At 42.8% G+C, this 17209-nt stretch carries 11 protein-coding genes; 5 read left to right on the forward strand and 6 right to left on the reverse strand.

Features of this window, described 5'->3' with window-relative positions:
• Positions 1–453: 453 nt before the first annotated feature.
• Together asd and HUO09_RS02215 are read left to right on the forward strand one after the other, a co-directional pair.
• A complete protein-coding gene (gene asd / locus HUO09_RS02210; protein WP_167412085.1) occupies positions 454–1566 on the forward strand; it encodes an aspartate-semialdehyde dehydrogenase in 1113 nt (370 codons plus the stop codon).
• A 251-nt stretch (positions 1567–1817) separates the two neighbouring features.
• Positions 1818–3380 (forward strand): diguanylate cyclase domain-containing protein, encoded by a 1563-nt coding sequence (locus tag HUO09_RS02215; RefSeq protein ID WP_188232834.1) that lies wholly within the window; start codon positions 1818–1820, stop codon positions 3378–3380.
• A gap of 109 nt (positions 3381–3489) precedes the next feature.
• Here the strand turns inward: HUO09_RS02215 and HUO09_RS02220 are convergent, their stop codons facing one another.
• Both HUO09_RS02220 and HUO09_RS02225 read right to left on the reverse strand, forming a co-directional pair.
• Complete coding sequence (locus HUO09_RS02220) at positions 3490–4347, reverse strand: ion transporter (RefSeq protein ID WP_188232835.1); 858 nt, start codon at positions 4345–4347, stop codon at positions 3490–3492.
• 52 nt (positions 4348–4399) lie between these two features.
• Positions 4400–5035: a YchE family NAAT transporter gene (locus HUO09_RS02225; protein WP_102940779.1), complete on the reverse strand. Its 636-nt coding sequence runs from the start codon at positions 5033–5035 to the stop codon at positions 4400–4402.
• Positions 5036–5667: 632 nt separating this feature from the next.
• Here HUO09_RS02225 and adhE point away from each other — a divergent pair.
• Positions 5668–8364: a bifunctional acetaldehyde-CoA/alcohol dehydrogenase gene (adhE, locus tag HUO09_RS02230; protein ID WP_167412088.1), complete on the forward strand. Its 2697-nt coding sequence runs from the start codon at positions 5668–5670 to the stop codon at positions 8362–8364.
• Positions 8365–8550: 186 nt separating this feature from the next.
• Positions 8551–8961: a hypothetical protein gene (locus HUO09_RS02235; RefSeq protein ID WP_167412089.1), complete on the forward strand. Its 411-nt coding sequence runs from the start codon at positions 8551–8553 to the stop codon at positions 8959–8961.
• A 45-nt stretch (positions 8962–9006) separates the two neighbouring features.
• Here HUO09_RS02235 and HUO09_RS02240 read toward each other — a convergent pair whose 3' ends face one another.
• The 3 genes from HUO09_RS02240 to rne all read right to left on the reverse strand — a co-directional run bounded on the left by HUO09_RS02240 (position 9007) and on the right by rne (position 14876).
• A complete protein-coding gene (locus HUO09_RS02240) occupies positions 9007–9882 on the reverse strand; it encodes a DMT family transporter (protein ID WP_167412090.1) in 876 nt (291 codons plus the stop codon).
• Positions 9883–10041: 159 nt separating this feature from the next.
• Complete coding sequence (locus HUO09_RS02245; protein ID WP_188232836.1) at positions 10042–11601, reverse strand: SulP family inorganic anion transporter; 1560 nt, start codon at positions 11599–11601, stop codon at positions 10042–10044.
• 257 nt (positions 11602–11858) lie between these two features.
• Entirely contained in the window at positions 11859–14876 is a 3018-nt protein-coding gene (rne, locus tag HUO09_RS02250) for a ribonuclease E (protein ID WP_188232837.1), read from the reverse strand.
• Positions 14877–15480: 604 nt separating this feature from the next.
• On the opposite strand from rne, the gene rluC reads away from it, so the two are divergent.
• On the forward strand, positions 15481–16431 hold the full coding sequence (gene rluC, locus HUO09_RS02255; protein WP_188232838.1) for a 23S rRNA pseudouridine(955/2504/2580) synthase RluC: 951 nt from the start codon (positions 15481–15483) through the stop codon (positions 16429–16431).
• Between the two features lie 52 nt (positions 16432–16483).
• Here the strand turns inward: rluC and HUO09_RS02260 are convergent, their stop codons facing one another.
• Positions 16484–17065, reverse strand: coding sequence for a nucleoside triphosphate pyrophosphatase (locus HUO09_RS02260; RefSeq protein ID WP_188232839.1), 582 nt, complete (start codon positions 17063–17065; stop codon positions 16484–16486).
• Positions 17066–17209: the final 144 nt, after the last annotated feature.

A 17209-nucleotide genomic window follows, 5' to 3' on the forward strand; every position in this document is an offset into this window, starting at 1 on the left:
ATTTCTGTTTCTAATTGAAATATTTAGTTCTAATCCTATTAATTCTTGATTACGTGGTCGCATACTGTGCCGTTTGAAATCGGGTTTATCAGTTAGTGATATTGTTTTTACTGTATCTATTTGTTTTTTAAATACATATTGGTGGGTGTTATTTTCTTTTGTAAGAGGTTGTACAAAATTAGAATGATGAAATTTTGTTCTGATTCAAAGTTTTGTCGTCAAAATTCGCCGAGATAAAGAATATTTTGTTACTAATATGCCTTTTAAAGCCACATCATTATGTTAAGTTAATATACTTATAAGATTTGACGATGGAAGGGAGCGGGTTGCGTCGTATTCCTTTCTATGAAAGCAACAATATAATCATTTTTATAAGAAACGCTTGAGATTTTAGTCTGAACCACTTATAGATGGTGAATTGTTTTTATCAAGAACACACGGAGAATTAGTGCGATGAGAGTAGGTTTAGTGGGTTGGCGTGGCATGGTTGGTTCGGTACTCATGCAACGTATGGTTGAAGAAGGTGATTTTAATCTAATTGAACCCGTATTCTACAGTACCTCACAAATTGGTATCCCTGCGCCAAATTTAGGCAAAGATGCAGGAATGCTTCAGGATGCTTTCGATATTGAGAGCCTTAAACAGCTTGACGCTATTATTACTTGTCAAGGTGGTGGCTATACCGAAAAGGTATACCCAGCATTACGTCAAGCAGGTTGGAAAGGTTACTGGATTGATGCTGCATCGACTCTACGTATGGCTTCTGACTCTATCATCACGCTAGATCCTGTGAACTTGAAGCAAATTCAACAAGGCATCCACACTGGAACTAACACGTTTGTAGGCGGTAACTGTACTGTTAGTTTGATGCTAATGGGACTTGGTGGCCTATTTGAAAAAGGCTTGGTCGAGTGGACCAGTGCAATGACTTACCAAGCTGCATCAGGTGCTGGTGCACAGAATATGCGTGAACTTATTTCTCAAATGGGTGTGATTAATGATTCAGTGAGTTCTGAACTTGCGAATCCATCTAGCTCTATTCTTGATATCGATAAGAAAGTTGCGGAAACCATGCGTTCTTCATCTTTCCCTACTGACCAGTTTGGTGTTCCACTTGCTGGTTCTTTGATCCCTTGGATTGATGTGAAACGTGACAATGGTCAAAGCAAAGAAGAGTGGAAAGCTGGTGTTGAAGCGAACAAAATTCTTGGCACTCAAGACTCTCCAGTGTTGATCGACGGCACTTGTGTTCGTATTGGTGCGATGCGTTGCCACTCTCAGGCACTCACTATCAAGTTAAAACAAAATGTTCCAATGGATGAAATCGAAGAGATCATCGCTTCACACAACGAGTGGGTAAAAGTCATTCCAAACGAACGCGATATTACTTCTCAAGAGCTTTCTCCAGCTAAAGTGACGGGCACTATGTCTGTTCCTGTCGGTCGTCTGCGTAAGATGGCGATGGGCGATGACTTCCTCAATGCATTCACAGTTGGTGACCAACTACTTTGGGGTGCTGCAGAGCCGCTACGTCGTACACTCCGTATTATTCTTTCTGAAAAATAATACAGTGTGAAATATCAAAAGCGCCTTAGGGCGCTTTTTTTGTGTTTGTAATTCGGCTTAGTGGAGTCTGATCAAAAAGTACCACTAATTTCACTGGAGAATACGCACGCAGTGAGGGATTTATCCTACATCGCAAAAGGCATGCACCTATTTTTATTGTGTCTATGATTGCTAGCATTAACAGCCATAAATAGAAACGTTAAATAATACAAAAAGATTATTTTGCTGAATGTTTTCTATGTACTTGCTGAATGATTTTGAAGCGTGTTTTGTTGATGGCTGCAGATAGGTTTATGTCACTTATACTTAGCGTAAAAAAGTTCTTCATCGTAGTGTTTGCTACTCTTTTTGTATCTTTCAAAGCTTATGCTCTTGATGGAATTAAAGCATTTGAAGAGCACAAAATGGTGATGTTGCTTATACATCCCAAGACAGGGAGTATTGTGAAAGCTAATCCCTCAGCAGCAGAGTTTTATGGCTACTCAAAACTTGAGTTAGAATCTATGAAGATTCAAGAAATTAACACTCTGAGCCCTGAAGCAACTCACGCGGAAATGCAGTTGGCTCGAAAAGAGAAAAGAAACTACTTTATTTTTAAGCACCGCTTAAAAAATGGAAGCTTAAAAACGGTAGAAGTTTCGTCTATTCCTACAACCTACCGAGGTCATAACGTCCTTTTCTCAATCGTTCGAGATATTTCTGAATATCGCGCAGCTCAAGAAGGGCTTTGGCATTTCCAACACCGGCTCGACGATATGGTCAAAGAGCAATCTGCTCAACTGACATCTACCCATCAGCAGCAATTAATTATCTTTACAGTGTTATCGATGTTTTTAGTTCTTGCACTCGCTGCATTAAGTCGGGTACTGATAAAGCAGAGAAACACAAAAGCCCAGCTCGAAGACGAGAAGAAACGCCTCTCAGATGTTATTTGGGCTGCGAACATCGGCACTTGGGAATGGGATATTCAAAGTGACCAGTTAACCTTAAATGATTACGCTTATGATATGGTGGGTTATCAACGTTGGGCGGATTTTCCAATTAAACGCGCAGGTTTAAAGCCGCTTTGTCATTCTGATGACTGGGATAATGCACAAGAAAATATGCGGGCGAAATTGGCTGGTGAAGTGAAGTTTTTTCAGACCGAGGTTAGGGTAAGGCACAGGCAAGGTCACTGGGTTTGGATTCTGGTGAGGGGTCGAGTCATCAAGAGGACATATAGCAGTCAAACACCACTTACCGTTGCGGGCACCTATCAAGATATTACTTTGCAAAAAGAGCTCAACACCCAGCTATACCAATACGCAAATACAGACCAATTGGCTGAGATCCCCAACCGACGCTCGTTCCACAATCAACTCGATATGATGGAAGATAGTGAGCATCAATATAGTCTGTTTTACATGGATTTAAATAAATTTAAGTACGTCAATGATAAGTATGGGCACGCTGCTGGAGATCAGGTCATTAAGAATGTTGGTCAGAGGTTAAAAAATGTTCTTCGTGGCTCGGATAATGTTTACCGTCTCGGTGGTGATGAATTTGCAGTTATCATCAAAGGTCTGAAAAGTATCGCAGATGCTTCTGTTATCGCGAATAAATTTGTGAATGTTTTGTGCGAGCCACACATTCTAGAAGAGGCGTGGAATGCTAGTGTCGTCGTCCCACCAAGCATAGGTGTTGCATTCTATTCAGCCAATGGGCTTAGTTCTGAGGCTTTGATTCAGCGCGCTGATCAAATGATGTATTTAGCTAAGCATAATTATCCTGAAGGGGGGTATGAAATCTATCAAGAAAAATCAGCTGCCGCATAAACGGTTTTGCTGATTACCACCACTGGTGAACAATACTCAAAGTAAACCATAAACAATCTATAGAGCATACCGCATAGGAAATGACGGATGCTTACAAGCTCTATAATCACTAAGTTTTAGTTGTATTAACGGGTACTACTCGTTTATCTGGGTCGGCCAGCTCACTTCCACAATGCTTACAGAATAGGGCATCTGACTCATGTCCCGACAATGAACAGTTAGGACATTTCACTAATGCTCGGTGAGCATTCATCTCTTGATGTAGTTCCGCGGTAATAATACCTGTCGGCACGGCAAGTATTGAATAACCCAATAACATAGTGAGCGCCGCCAATCCTTTACCCAGCGTTGTCTGCGGTACAACGTCGCCATAACCTACGGTTGTGATGGTCACTATTGCCCAATAGATACTTTGCGGAATGCTGGTAAAGCCGTGTTCAGGCCCTTCAATGATGTAAATAAATGACCCCAAAATAGTGACCAGAATTGCAACCGTACTGAAAAAAATAATGATTTTCCTTCTGGCACCCAGCAATGACCTTAACAGTATATTGGAATCTTGAAGGTAACGAACCAGTTTAAGGATACGGAATATACGCATGACTCGCAGGGCTCGTACAACACCGACTAATGATGCGGAAGGAAACAAGATAACGAGATATGTCGGCAATATCGCAACAAGATCGATGACACCGTAGAAACTTTTTGCGTAAGCGGTGGGTTTGGGTGAGCAATAAAGTCGAGTTAAATATTCAATGGTGAATAGAGCTGTAAAACCGTATTCAATCAACTTGAACTCCTCACGCCATTTCGCATCAAGGCTTGGAATGGAGCTTAGAACCAGTACGATCAAAGAGGTGAAAATAGCGATGATAAGTGCAATGTCGAAAATTTTTCCCGCTTTGGTGTGGGTACCAAAGATGATGACATAGAGCTGATGTTTTAAATTTTCATTTGAGAAAGACATGATAGAGCGACCTAACGTTTTTTATCGCTCTATCATAGCCTTAGGGCAGCGTTTAAGCCAATCCTGGGAACAGGCTACGTAAGCCATTAGTGATAAATTCGATGCCTAACGCACCAAGTATCAAGCCCATGATACGGGTGATCACGTTGATACCGGTCTGGCCTAGCAGTTTCACAATATAAGGTGCTGAGCGGAACAGTAACCATGAGCACAATGCGAAGAAAGCGATAGTGACAACAATACCTGTGGTATCCATTAACCCAGGGTAACGAGAGCCATATACGATAGTTGAACTGATGGCACCTGGACCGGCCATGAGAGGCATTGCCAGCGGAACCACGCCAATTTGTTCGCGGCTGATGTATTCCGATTTCTCTTGTTTGTTTTGCTTATCTTCACCCAACTTACCACTCATCATTGAAAAGGCGATGCTCATAAGCAGTAAACCACCGGCTACGCGGAATGAGTCGAGAGAAATGCTGAACATGTCTAGCAACATTTGACCGCCCAGAAGCGCCGTGATCAGAATGACAGCTACAGCAATATTTGCAGTGGCCGCGGTTTTGTTCTTTTCCTCTGGAGTCATATGCCCAGTGAGGGAAACGAAAACTGGCATAATCCCAACAGGGTTAACTGCAGCGACTAAACCCAGAAAGAACTGGAGAAAAATAGCAATTTCGAACGACATGTCGGGTTCTCTTATTTTTCATAGGATTGAAATTAATTGCGCGTAATCTAAGTCAAACATAGCAAAATCACGAATGAAAAAATTTGCTGTTTTATGCAGCTTATACGTGAGAAAAACTAATTATGGTCGATAATTGATAATTAGTTGTTTCAGTTGTGTGTGTTTTAATTTGTTGTTTGATGGTGTTTTTTAACATATGTCCTATTTTGATAAAAAAAATCACATCTACTGGTGAGTCAAAGTGAAATGGATATACTATGAGTAGCACATAAAAGCTTGTCTACATGTAGTAATGTTGTACAAAAATGAAACTTTTTTACACGATGTTGTATTTTTTTTAGATTTTTGGTTCGAATGCGGTATTTTTAATCAGTTTATTTTATTAGGTATTTTTCAATAAATACAATTGGTTAGGTGGTATCTCTGGGGCTTTCTACCCATAAAGGGATAATTAGTTTTTCATAACTGATCTGAGTCAATTTTTTTCACGTAGTGAAATATTATACTCAGCCATGAAAGCAATTTACTAAGTTCGTTGTTATTAAGTCTCTGAAGTTTTAATAAAAATGCACATACAACATGCTTAATAAAGAGTTTTTAATTTTTAATTTTTTTATTTTAGGAGATCCATTATGCCTGTAACTAATCTGGCTGAACTAGATGCTCTAGTAGCTCGCGTTAAAGCGGCTCAAGCTGAGTTTGCTACTTACTCTCAAGAGCAAGTAGACAAAATCTTCCGTGCAGCATCTCTTGCAGCTAACCAAGCTCGTATCCCTCTAGCGCAACAAGCGGTAGCGGAATCTGGCATGGGTATCGTTGAAGATAAAGTAATCAAAAACCACTTCGCTTCTGAATACATCTACAACAAATACAAAGATGAAAAAACTTGTGGTGTGCTAGAAGAAGACGACAGCATGGGCACAATGACTATCGCAGAGCCTGTGGGCATCATCTGTGGTATCGTTCCAACGACTAACCCAACATCTACTGCAATCTTCAAATCTTTGATTTCTTTGAAGACTCGTAACGGTATTATTTTCTCACCACACCCACGTGCTAAAAATTCTACAAACGATGCAGCTAAACTGGTTCTAGACGCAGCAGTAGCAGCAGGCGCGCCAAAAGACATCATCGGTTGGATCGACCAACCATCTGTAGAGCTATCTAACGCTCTTATGAAACACGAAGGTATCGCACTTATCCTTGCTACTGGTGGTCCAGGCATGGTTAAAGCAGCTTACTCTTCTGGTAAACCAGCTATCGGTGTTGGTGCGGGTAACGTTCCAGTTGTTATCGATGAAACAGCAGACATCAAACGTGCAGTAGCTTCTGTTCTTATGTCAAAAACTTTCGATAACGGCGTAGTGTGTGCTTCTGAGCAGGCTGTAATCGTTCATAAAGACGTATACGAAGAAGTTAAAGAGCGTTTTGCTTCTCACAAAGCTCACGTACTAAGCAAAGCAGATGCTGACAAAGTACGTAAAACAATCCTTATCGACGGTGCGCTTAACGCGAAAATCGTTGGTCAACCTGCTGCAGCAATCGCAGAAATGGCAGGTGTTAAAGTTCCTGCAGATACTAAAGTACTTATCGGTGAAGGTCTTGGTAAAGTTGCTTACGAAGACGAGTTTGCGCACGAAAAACTATCACCATGTCTAGGTATGTTTAAAGCTGACAGCTTCGAAGACGCTGTTGAGCAAGCGGTAACAATGGTTGAGATCGGTGGTATCGGTCACACATCTGGTCTATACACAAACCAAGACGTTAACGCTGATCGTATTCGTTACTTCGGTGACAAGATGAAGACTGCTCGTATTCTTGTAAACATCCCTACTACTCACGGTGGTATCGGTGACCTTTACAACTTCAACGTAGCTCCATCTTTAACGTTAGGTTGTGGTTCATGGGGTGGTAACTCTATCTCTGAGAACGTTGGTCCTAAACACCTAATCAACAAGAAAATTGTTGCTAAGCGAGCTGAAAACATGTTGTGGCACAAACTACCTAAGTCAATCTACTTCCGTCGTGGTAGCCTTCCAATCGCTCTTAGCGACCTAGAAGGTAAAAAACGCGCATTCCTTGTAACTGACCGTTTCCTATTCAACAACGGTTACGCTGACGAAATCGTACAGCTACTAAAAGCTCAAGGCATGGAAGTTCAAACTTTCTTTGATGTAGAAGCGGATCCAACGCTATCTGTAGTAGAGAAAGGTGCGGCTCAAATGGCTAGCTACCAACCAGACGTTATCCTAGCTCTAGGTGGTGGTTCACCAATGGATGCTGCGAAGATCATGTGGGTAATGTACGAGCACCCAGAAACTCACTTCGAAGAACTAGCAATGCGCTTTATGGATATCCGTAAACGTATCTACAAGTTCCCTAAAATGGGTCAAAAAGCTGAGCTTGTATGTATCACTACAACTTCAGGTACTGGTTCAGAAGTTACACCTTTCGCGGTTGTTACTGACGACAAAACTGGTGCTAAATACCCACTAGCTGACTACGAGCTAACTCCTAACATGGCTATCGTTGATGCGAACCTTGTTATGAACATGCCTAAGTCTCTAACAGCGTTTGGTGGTTACGATGCAGTGACTCACGCTCTTGAAGCATACGTATCTGTTCTTGCGAACGAATACTCTGACGGTCAAGCTCTACAAGCACTTAAGATGCTTAAAGAGTACCTACCTTCAAGCTACGCGAATGGCGCTAACGACCCAATCGCTCGTGAGAAAGTACACAACGCAGCAACTATCGCTGGTGTAGCGTTTGCAAACGCATTCTTGGGTGTTTGTCACTCAATGGCTCACAAGATTGGTGCTGAGTTCCACATTCCTCACGGTCTTGCTAACGCATTGCTTATCTCTAACGTTGTACGTTACAACGCGAACGATAACCCAACTAAACAAACAGCGTTCTCTCAATACGACCGTCCACAAGCACGTCGTCGTTACGCAGAAGTTGCTGAGCACTTAGGTCTGGCTCAACCAGGCGACCGTACAGCACAGAAAATTGAACGTCTGCTAACATGGTTGGAAGAGCTTAAGAAAGATCTTGATATTCCACTATCAATTCAAGCAGCAGGTGTAAACGAAGCAGACTTCCTAGCTAAAGTTGATGAACTAGCGGTTGACGCGTTTGATGACCAATGTACTGGTGCAAACCCACGTTACCCTCTAATCACTGAGCTACAAGATGTTCTAAAAGCTTCTTACTACGGTAAAGCTTTCGTTGAAGGTGAAACTTTCGAAGGTACTACTGTAATCAAGAAGAAAGCTGACCAAGTAGCTCCAGCAGCTGCTAAAGCAGATAAAAAAGTAAAAGCTTAATTTGAGATAGGTTTTCGCTAGCACGATAACCAAATCAAGAAAGCAAAAGCCCCACCTCGGTGGGGCTTTTTTATTTTGATAAAAACATGACTGAAATCAATTAGATATGTTGCATGTGCCGCGTGTGCTTATTATCCTGTGCATGAAAATAATAAACATAGTAATAATAAATCTAAGGAAAATTGAATGAATAAAAAGGCTGTATTGCAAGTTTTGGGGCTTGCTCTAGTAACTAATTTCATTATTGGCTGTGCGAGTACTTCTGAATCCACATCTACAACTCAGGTTACTAATTCACAGGAAAATATTACGCAAGTAGCAGGGGATATTCCTGCTGATAGTAAGTTTTCAAAGATAACTGTTGGTATGTCAATGGGGCAGGTCTATGACACTATTGGCCAACCCACAGATACATTGAGTTATATTACAGGTAAATCATTTATCCCATTTTATTTTGGTAGTGATGCCGCGCGAGTTGAAGCTTTATATAAAGGAGAAGGTCGCATAGTCTTTACTGGTGGTACTGGCTTTGGTGCGAGAGTTTTTAAAGTGTATAAGGTTACATATAACCCAAGTGAGCCTGGCTACAACATGTAATCAATTTTAAAAGAAGGCAATATAAAATTGCCTTCTTTTTTAGCATTATGTCCACATCACCAAAATAGCCGCGAGAGCAACGAGAATCAATCCAAAGCCATCTTTGATTCGGACTTTTTGTTTAAGCCATAGAACAGATATCAACATAGTAAAGAAGATTTCAACCTGACCTAAAGTCTTTACATAAGGGACGGCTTGCAACGACATAGCGCTAAACCAGCCAATTGAGCCTAGGCAACTGGTGAAGCTGGTTAAGAAGACGATTTTGGGTCTAGCGAATAAGGCTTTTAGCGTATCCACATCTGTGAGGACTAAATAGCTGATTAGGATAAGAGTTTGAAGGGAAATAACTAAAAGTAATACCCAAGCCGCACCATAAGGAAAGGGCAACCCTAACGCGATACTGGCTTCTCGAACCCACAAAGACGTTAACGCAAAAGCGCTGCCACAGCTGATCCCCAAAATAACGGTAGGCAAGGATATTTGACGAAAACTGCCTTGAGTACTCAATAAGAATACGCCGATACCGCCTAAAAACACTCCGAACCACCCCAACAAAGTCAGTTGTGTGCCGAAGAAAAGCATACCTAACAGTGCCGCAACTAGCGCTTCGCTTTTGGCAAGCCCAGCTCCCACAGCGTAATTATTAAATTTGAACAATCTAACCATAAGTGCAGTAGCAAGGATCTGCATTGTCGCCGCGCCAACAATGTATGTGATGAAGAGGGAATTAAAGTTGGGTAGCGAGATAGGTTCTATGACATATAAAGAGATTAAATACAGAGCGGCTATAGGACTTGCCCAAAGAAAACGTGCCAAAGTGACGCCTGCCGTTTTCACATCACCTGACAAGTGACTTTGAAAAGCGTTACGCCAAGACTGCATAAAAGCAGCGAAAAGAGTGAACAGAATCCATGTCATGTTAAGAACATCCAAAGAGATAACAAAAAGTTGTCGTGCCAGAGGCGGCACGTGCACAGGCATATCACTATGCAACTAATCGGTTGCTATATCAAATGGAGAGATAAGAAAAAGCCTCTCAAATGAGAGGCTTAGATTTGTTAATTAACAAGAGGTCAACTAGCCAGCAAGTACATCTGTAGCAACTTTATAGCTAGGATCTTCTTTAACGTTTATCTCAACTAGGCTGCCCGCTTTATGCAGTAATGCACGACAGTCTTGGCTTAGGTGACGTAAATGTAGTGTTTTACCTACTGAAGCATAACGTTCAGCTAATGTTTCAATCGCCTCAATGGCAGAGTGGTCAGCCACTCGTGACTGAGCGAAATCGACAATGACATCTTGTGGGTCGTTTTGTGCGTCAAATAACTCTAAGAAGTTTGCGGCAGAACCAAAGAAAATAGGGCCATTAACCTTGTAAACTTTAGAACCTTCTTCATTGAGCTGGCTGCTTGCGTAGATGTGTTTAGCATGTTCCCAGGCAAACATCAGTGCAGAAGTAATTACCCCAACACCTACCGCAATAGCTAAGTCAGTAAATACAGTAACAACCGTTACCAGTACGATGACAAAGAAATCCTGCTTAGGTACACGACGAGCAAGCTTGAATGTCGCCCATTCAAACGTGCCTATGACGACCATAAACATCACACCAACCAGTGCCGCCAACGGAATCATTTCAATCAGAGATGCAGCAAACAGGATAAAGACCAGCAACATTACAGCAGCCACGATACCAGAAAGGCGTCCACGGCCACCGGAGTTAATGTTAATCATCGACTGACCAATCATCGCACAGCCACCCATAGCGCCAAACACAGAACAGGTAATGTTCGCAAGACCTTGCCCCATACATTCACGATTTGACTTACCTCGAGTATTGGTCATTTCGTCGAGAACAGTCAGCGTCAGTAAAGACTCAATCAAACCGATAGCTGCCAAAATGACAGAATATGGAAGAATGATTTGCAATGTTTCTAGTGTCATTGGGACAACAGGGAAAGCAAAAGTTGGCAGTGTACCAGCAAGCGTTGCGCCGTCATTACCCGACATCGCACGCAAGAAATCGACAACTGTACGCGTTTCTAAGCCGAGTCCTTGTACCAGTAAAGTGACGGTAACAATTGCGGCTAATGAAGATGGAACTGCAGTGGTGATTTTAGGTAGAAAGTGAATAATCGCCATAGTCAAAGCGACCAAACCTAACATGAGGAAAAGTTGATCGCTTGGAAGCCATGTAAGCGTGCCACTCAAATCAGGAGCTTTGAACTGACCTAATTGTGCTAGGAAGATAACAATAGCTAAGCCATTCACGAAACCGATCATTACAGGGTGAGGAACCATGCGAATGAACTTGCCAAGCCTAAATAAACCGGCGGCAATTTGCAGTACACCCGTAAACAAAATAGCGGCAAACAGGTATTGTACACCATGGCTTGATACCAGACTGACCATAACCACAGCCATTGCACCCGTTGCTCCAGAGATCATACCTGGACGGCCACCGAAAATAGAAGTTACTAGGCCAACAATAAAAGCTGCGTATAGGCCAACCATAGGATCGACACCCGCTACGAATGCGAAGGCAACCGCTTCTGGTACTAGTGCTAAAGCAACAGTAAGACCCGAAAGAACGTCATTTTTTACAGAGTGTTTGGAAAACTGGGGAAATTCAAACATGAGTTGAGTGTTTTTCCTGATAATTAATGGTGAACCGACTTTATCTAAAACGCTCATTGAATCGAAATGGGATGTACCAAATGAAACCTCATTCGGCAAAAAGGGTATTCAATAGGCTGAACGCGTTAAGTTAAAGATGAATGGCGGATGCTACAGAATTGTGTGATGAAGTTCAATAATGAACCAATAATCAAGAGCAATGAGTCTGTTGCAATAATAAAAAAGCCACCCGAAGGTGGCTTTTACAGGGTTTTTAATTAGTAACCTTGAGGTTTCGCCATGGCAGAACCCGCTTGGTTGCGAGCAACTTGGCTACCGGCACCGATAGGTTCGTATCGCTCAGTGCGGAAAGGAGCTGCATTAACTGCAATTTCCTTAACCTCTTGTGGGCCAGAAGCTTTAGTCATTGGTGATGACGCATGACCTTTTGCTGGGGCTGTCACACTGGCTTTCTTCGTCGGTTCAACAACTGGTTCTGGAGTCGTAGTGGCTTGCTCTGCTACTTCTTCGACTGCAACTTCAACTACAGGCGTTTCTGTTGTTGGTTGTTCAATGGTTTCAACTGCAGGAACCTGTTCAACTTCAGGTTGAATAGCCGCAACTTGTTCAACGACCGCTTCTTCAACAACAGTTGTTTGTTCCGCTGCGATGTTTTCAACTACTGGTGCTTCAATCACTGGCTCCGCTGCTTTTTCAACGGGTGCTTCCGCACGACGAACAATCACTTTACCCATCGCCATTTCAGGGAAAGCATAACCACCCATTACCGGAGCAGTTACCGCTGTATTTTCAATAGCAACTTCAGGTTGAGGTTGAGCTTTAACCACAGGTTTAGCTAAGTCGTAGCGTGGCATTACTTTACCCATAGCCATCTCTGGAGATGCTACACCACCTTTACGTAGGCGGAATGGGTTAGGGCGACGATCACGACCACGGCGACGACGTTGACCACTTGCTCGCAGGTGACGAGGAGAACGGCGATTACGACGCTGTTTCTGCTCATCTTGCTGCTCTGCATTATTATCATTGCCGTTGTTCTCTTGAGCTAAATCAGCCTTAGGTGCTTGAGCAACAGGCGCTTGAGTATCTGTCACTAGTGATTCATCAACGACTTCTGTTTCTTCAGATTGTTGACTGTTCACACGAACCTGTTTATTCAGCTTACGACGTTGACGACGTTCTTTAACCGCTGCCGCTTTAGTTTTCTGAGCCTCGCTGGTTGGCTTTTCAACCACTTCCTGCTGTGCTTCAGCCGCTAACTGGCGACCTTCTTGTTGAAGTTTGTTTGGCTTCGTATCATTGCGATCGCGTTTATTACGACGTTCCTGCTTAGGCTTACGCTCTTGTTGCTTGCTTTCGGCAGCAACAGGCTGGTTATTCTCAGATTTGTCGTTCGCCTTATCGCTTGGTTTACGGCGATTTCTGTCGCGAGAGTTGTTGTTACGACGGCGGTCGTTACGTTCACGACGTTGAGGTTGTTTCTTACGTTCGTTTTCCGCTTCGCTTGTTTCTTTTACCTGTTCTTTCTTCTCTTCTTCTGCAGAAGCGAAAATATTAGCCAATGCTTTAAAGAAGCGGCTAACCAGTCCAGGTTTTTGTTCAGTAATAACGGTTTCTTTAGGGGCTTCTACTTTTGGTTTTGCAACAGGCGCAGGCGCTGACTGTGCTGGTGATGCGAAGCCTTTCAGAGCAGGTTCTTCAATGCGTTTTGGACGGAAGTCTTGCTCACCCACTTCTTTACTTTCAGCTTCTTTTAGTGCTTCCAGCTTTCTTGGGATCAAGTAAGAAAGAATTTCATGCTCTTCACCTTCACGCACACGTACTACCTCGAAATGAGGTGTTTCCATGTCTGAGTTCGGAACAATAGTAATTTTAACTTCTTGGATACGCTCAATGTGATTGATAGAACGACGTTTTTCATTCAGTAGGTATGAAGCAATGGAAACCGGTACGACAGCCAATACTTGTGCTGTATTGTCTTTCAATGCTTCTTCTTCGATGAGACGAAGAACAGATAACGCTAAAGACTCGTTGTCACGAACCACACCCGTGCCCGAACAACGCGGACAAATGTGGTGGCTTGCTTCTGCCAGAGAAGGGCTCAAACGTTGACGAGACATTTCTAGCAGGCCAAAGCGTGAAATACGGCCTATTTGTACGCGAGCTCGGTCTAGGCGAACGGCATCACGCAAGCGGTTTTCCACTTCACGCTGGTGGCGAACAGGCGTCATATCGATAAAGTCGATAACAACGAGACCACCTAAATCACGTAGGCGTAATTGGCGTGCAATTTCATCTGCGGCTTCTAAGTTAGTGTTCAGTGCCGTCTCTTCAATATCGCCGCCTTTGGTTGCGCGTGCTGAGTTGATATCAATAGAGGTTAGCGCTTCTGTAGGGTCAATAACAATTGAACCACCAGAAGGCAGGCGAACTTCACGTTGGAATGCAGATTCGATTTGGCTTTCGATCTGGAAGTGGCTAAATAGCGGTACTTCGCCTTCGTATTTTTTAACACGGTTTACGAAATCAGGGCGAACTAGACGGATATGGTCCAGCGCGCGCTCATAGATAGTGTTGCTATCTATTAAGATTTCACCGATATCACGACGCAAGTAGTCACGAATCGCTCGCACGATTACGTTACTTTCTTGGTGGATCAGCAATGGTGCTGGATTCGAATCAGATGCTTGTTTGATTGCAGCCCAGTGGTTAAGTAGAACGTTTAAGTCCCATTCTAACTCTTCACCGTTTTTGCCAACCCCCGCAGTACGAACGATTAGGCCCATACCTTGTGGTAGTTCTAAAGAGCTCAATGCTGCTTTTAGCTCAGTACGCTCATCACCTTCGATACGACGAGAGATTCCGCCGGCACGAGGGTTGTTAGGCATAAGAACTAAGTAGCTACCAGCAAGAGAGATGAATGTTGTTAGAGCTGCGCCTTTGCTACCACGTTCCTCTTTTTCAACTTGAACGATAACTTCTTGACCTTCTTTAAGCACTTCTTTAATGCTTGGACGGCCTTGATAGGTATAACCTTCTGGGAAGTATTCGCGAGCAATTTCTTTAAGAGGGAGGAAACCGTGTCTTTCAGCGCCGTAATCAACGAAAGCAGCTTCTAGACTTGGTTCAATACGGGTAATACGGCCTTTGTAGATATTCGCTTTTTTAGATTCATGTCCAGGACTTTCGATATCAAGATCGAACAATCGCTGGCCATCAACCAAAGCGACACGCAACTCTTCTTTCTGAGTCGCGTTAATTAGCATTCTTTTCATTTAAAAATCTCGTAATTTTTTCTTTGTTTTGATTATTGTTCTTGTCGCGTTTGGTTCGTTTTCACGGTGCCAGATCCCATGGCTTAATTCATTACAGCCTCCCGGCTGGAGGGATGCTCTGAGGGCACGTCAGTCATCACAAGCATAAACAGCCTGTGATCCGCATAGAGGCGGATTTACTCATCATGAAAGGCGAAGAGTAGAGCAACAAGAAACCTTAACCTGAAATGTCTTACGCCAATGCAGCACCAAGTTATAGGTTTACTACTCGTTTATTGCTTTAATTAAACAGTAAAAATAGAAACATACCAGTTCAATTATTGCAGGTGTGAACTATAGCAGTGACTGCTAGTCACAGCAATGTGCTTTATTAGAAAGCGCTTAAAAATTTCAAGCTATCTCCAAAAGTGTTTCCTAGTCAGCATCAAATCTGAGCAAAATGGAAGAGAAGTTTGCATTTTATCAATAGCTAATAGCCCAATTCTCGGGCGTAATGAGCAATGTGATGTTTATTTCAACGAGTTATTAAAAAAAAGCATCCGAAAAGCGATTTTTAATCACGAAGAAAATGTGAATTCACGCAGATTCAGTTAGAATAGTTGCCATGAACGAAATCAGAACTCAAGTCCAATTCATCGACATAGATGAAGATATGGCTGGTCAGCGCATCGATAACTTTCTGCGTAACCAATTAAAATCAATCCCCAAAAGCATGATTTACCGAATCTTGCGAAAGGGAGAAGTGCGCGTAAACAAAAAGCGCATCAAAGCTGAATATAAGCTCGAAGCTGGAGACGTAGTTCGTATACCTCCTGTAACGATCGAAGCGAAGCCTGAGGAAGCAACGGCACCAAGTACAAAACTGAATAAAGTTGCGGAACTTGAGCATTGTATTCTTCATGAAGATGACCATGTGCTGATATTGAATAAACCGTCAGGAACAGCGGTGCATGGTGGGAGCGGCCTAAAGTTTGGAGCTATTGAAGCCCTGCGTGCTCTGCGTCCACAAGCTCGTTTTCTAGAACTGGTACATCGAATTGACCGTGACACATCTGGTATTTTGTTGGTTGCTAAAAAGCGCTCGGCATTGCGCCACCTACAAGCTCAGTTCCGCGAAAAAACAGTGCAGAAATACTATTTTGCTCTGGTAATGGGTGAGTGGGAGAGCAAATGGAAGGTCGTTAACGCGCCTCTGCTAAAGAACGAAGTGAATAGCATTGTTCGAGTCAATTCCAAAGGTAAGCCTTCAGAAACGCGTTTTAAGATCCTTGAAAAGTTTGAGCAGGCGACTTTGATTCAGGCAAGCCCGATTACCGGACGAACTCACCAGATCCGTGTTCATACCCAATATATGGGGCATCCTATTGCATGGGATGATCGATATGGTGATCGCCGTTTTGATGCCTACACAGCCCAGTTCGGTATTGACCGTTTGTTCTTACATGCTGCAAACATTCGATTTGTACATCCAGCGACTGAAGAGCAAATGGAAATTAACGCTCCACTGGATAGCAAACTAGAGAAAGCTCTTGTTCAACTGCGAGCCGCTAAGTAATGAGAAGGCTTGTGTTCAACAAGCCTTTTTTAGCTTGCAACATCAACGAAGTTTATAGAACTGGGAAATGTTCGTTTTCCAGCAACTGGATAAGCTGGATAAGCGGAAGACCGACTAATGTATTAGGGTCATCACCTTCGAGCTTGTCGAATAGGGTTATTCCCAACCCTTCACTTTTAAAGCTGCCAGCGCAGTTTAAAGGCATTTCTTTTTCGACATAACGTTCTACCATCTCTCGCTTAAGTGGGCGAAAATGCACTGTGAATGTATCAAGCGTAACCTGACTTTTCTGTGTCTCAGAGTTATACAGTGCTAAACCTGTGTAAAAGGTAATCGCTTTGCCACTTTGGCTCATTAATTGTTCAACCGCTTTTTGTTTGGTATGCGGTTTGCCAACTATTTGTCCGTCAATCACGCAAACTTGATCTGACCCGATGATTAAACTTGGTGTTTTCACAACACAAGAGCGTGCTTTTTGTTCCGCCAGTCTTTGTACTAAAGCTTGAGGTGACTCGCTTGTTTGGGGTGTTTCATCACAATTGGGTTGTGCCGTGACGAAGGGAATATCGAGCTTTTTCAGTAACTGCTGACGAAAAGGCGAAGTGGAAGCTAAAACTAGTTGGTAATTTTGCATTTTACATTACAATTATCGTTAAGTTTATGTGCAGCATATAGCATTCAATGTTGTTGACCATAATTCTCTCCGTGAAAAGGGAAAAAATTGTATTTTTTACCTTTTTCTTTGACTAAATTTGTTTTGGAAGATAATATTCGCGCC

Source organism: Vibrio sp. Y2-5, from assembly GCF_014596725.1.
GTDB lineage: Bacteria > Pseudomonadota > Gammaproteobacteria > Enterobacterales > Vibrionaceae > Vibrio.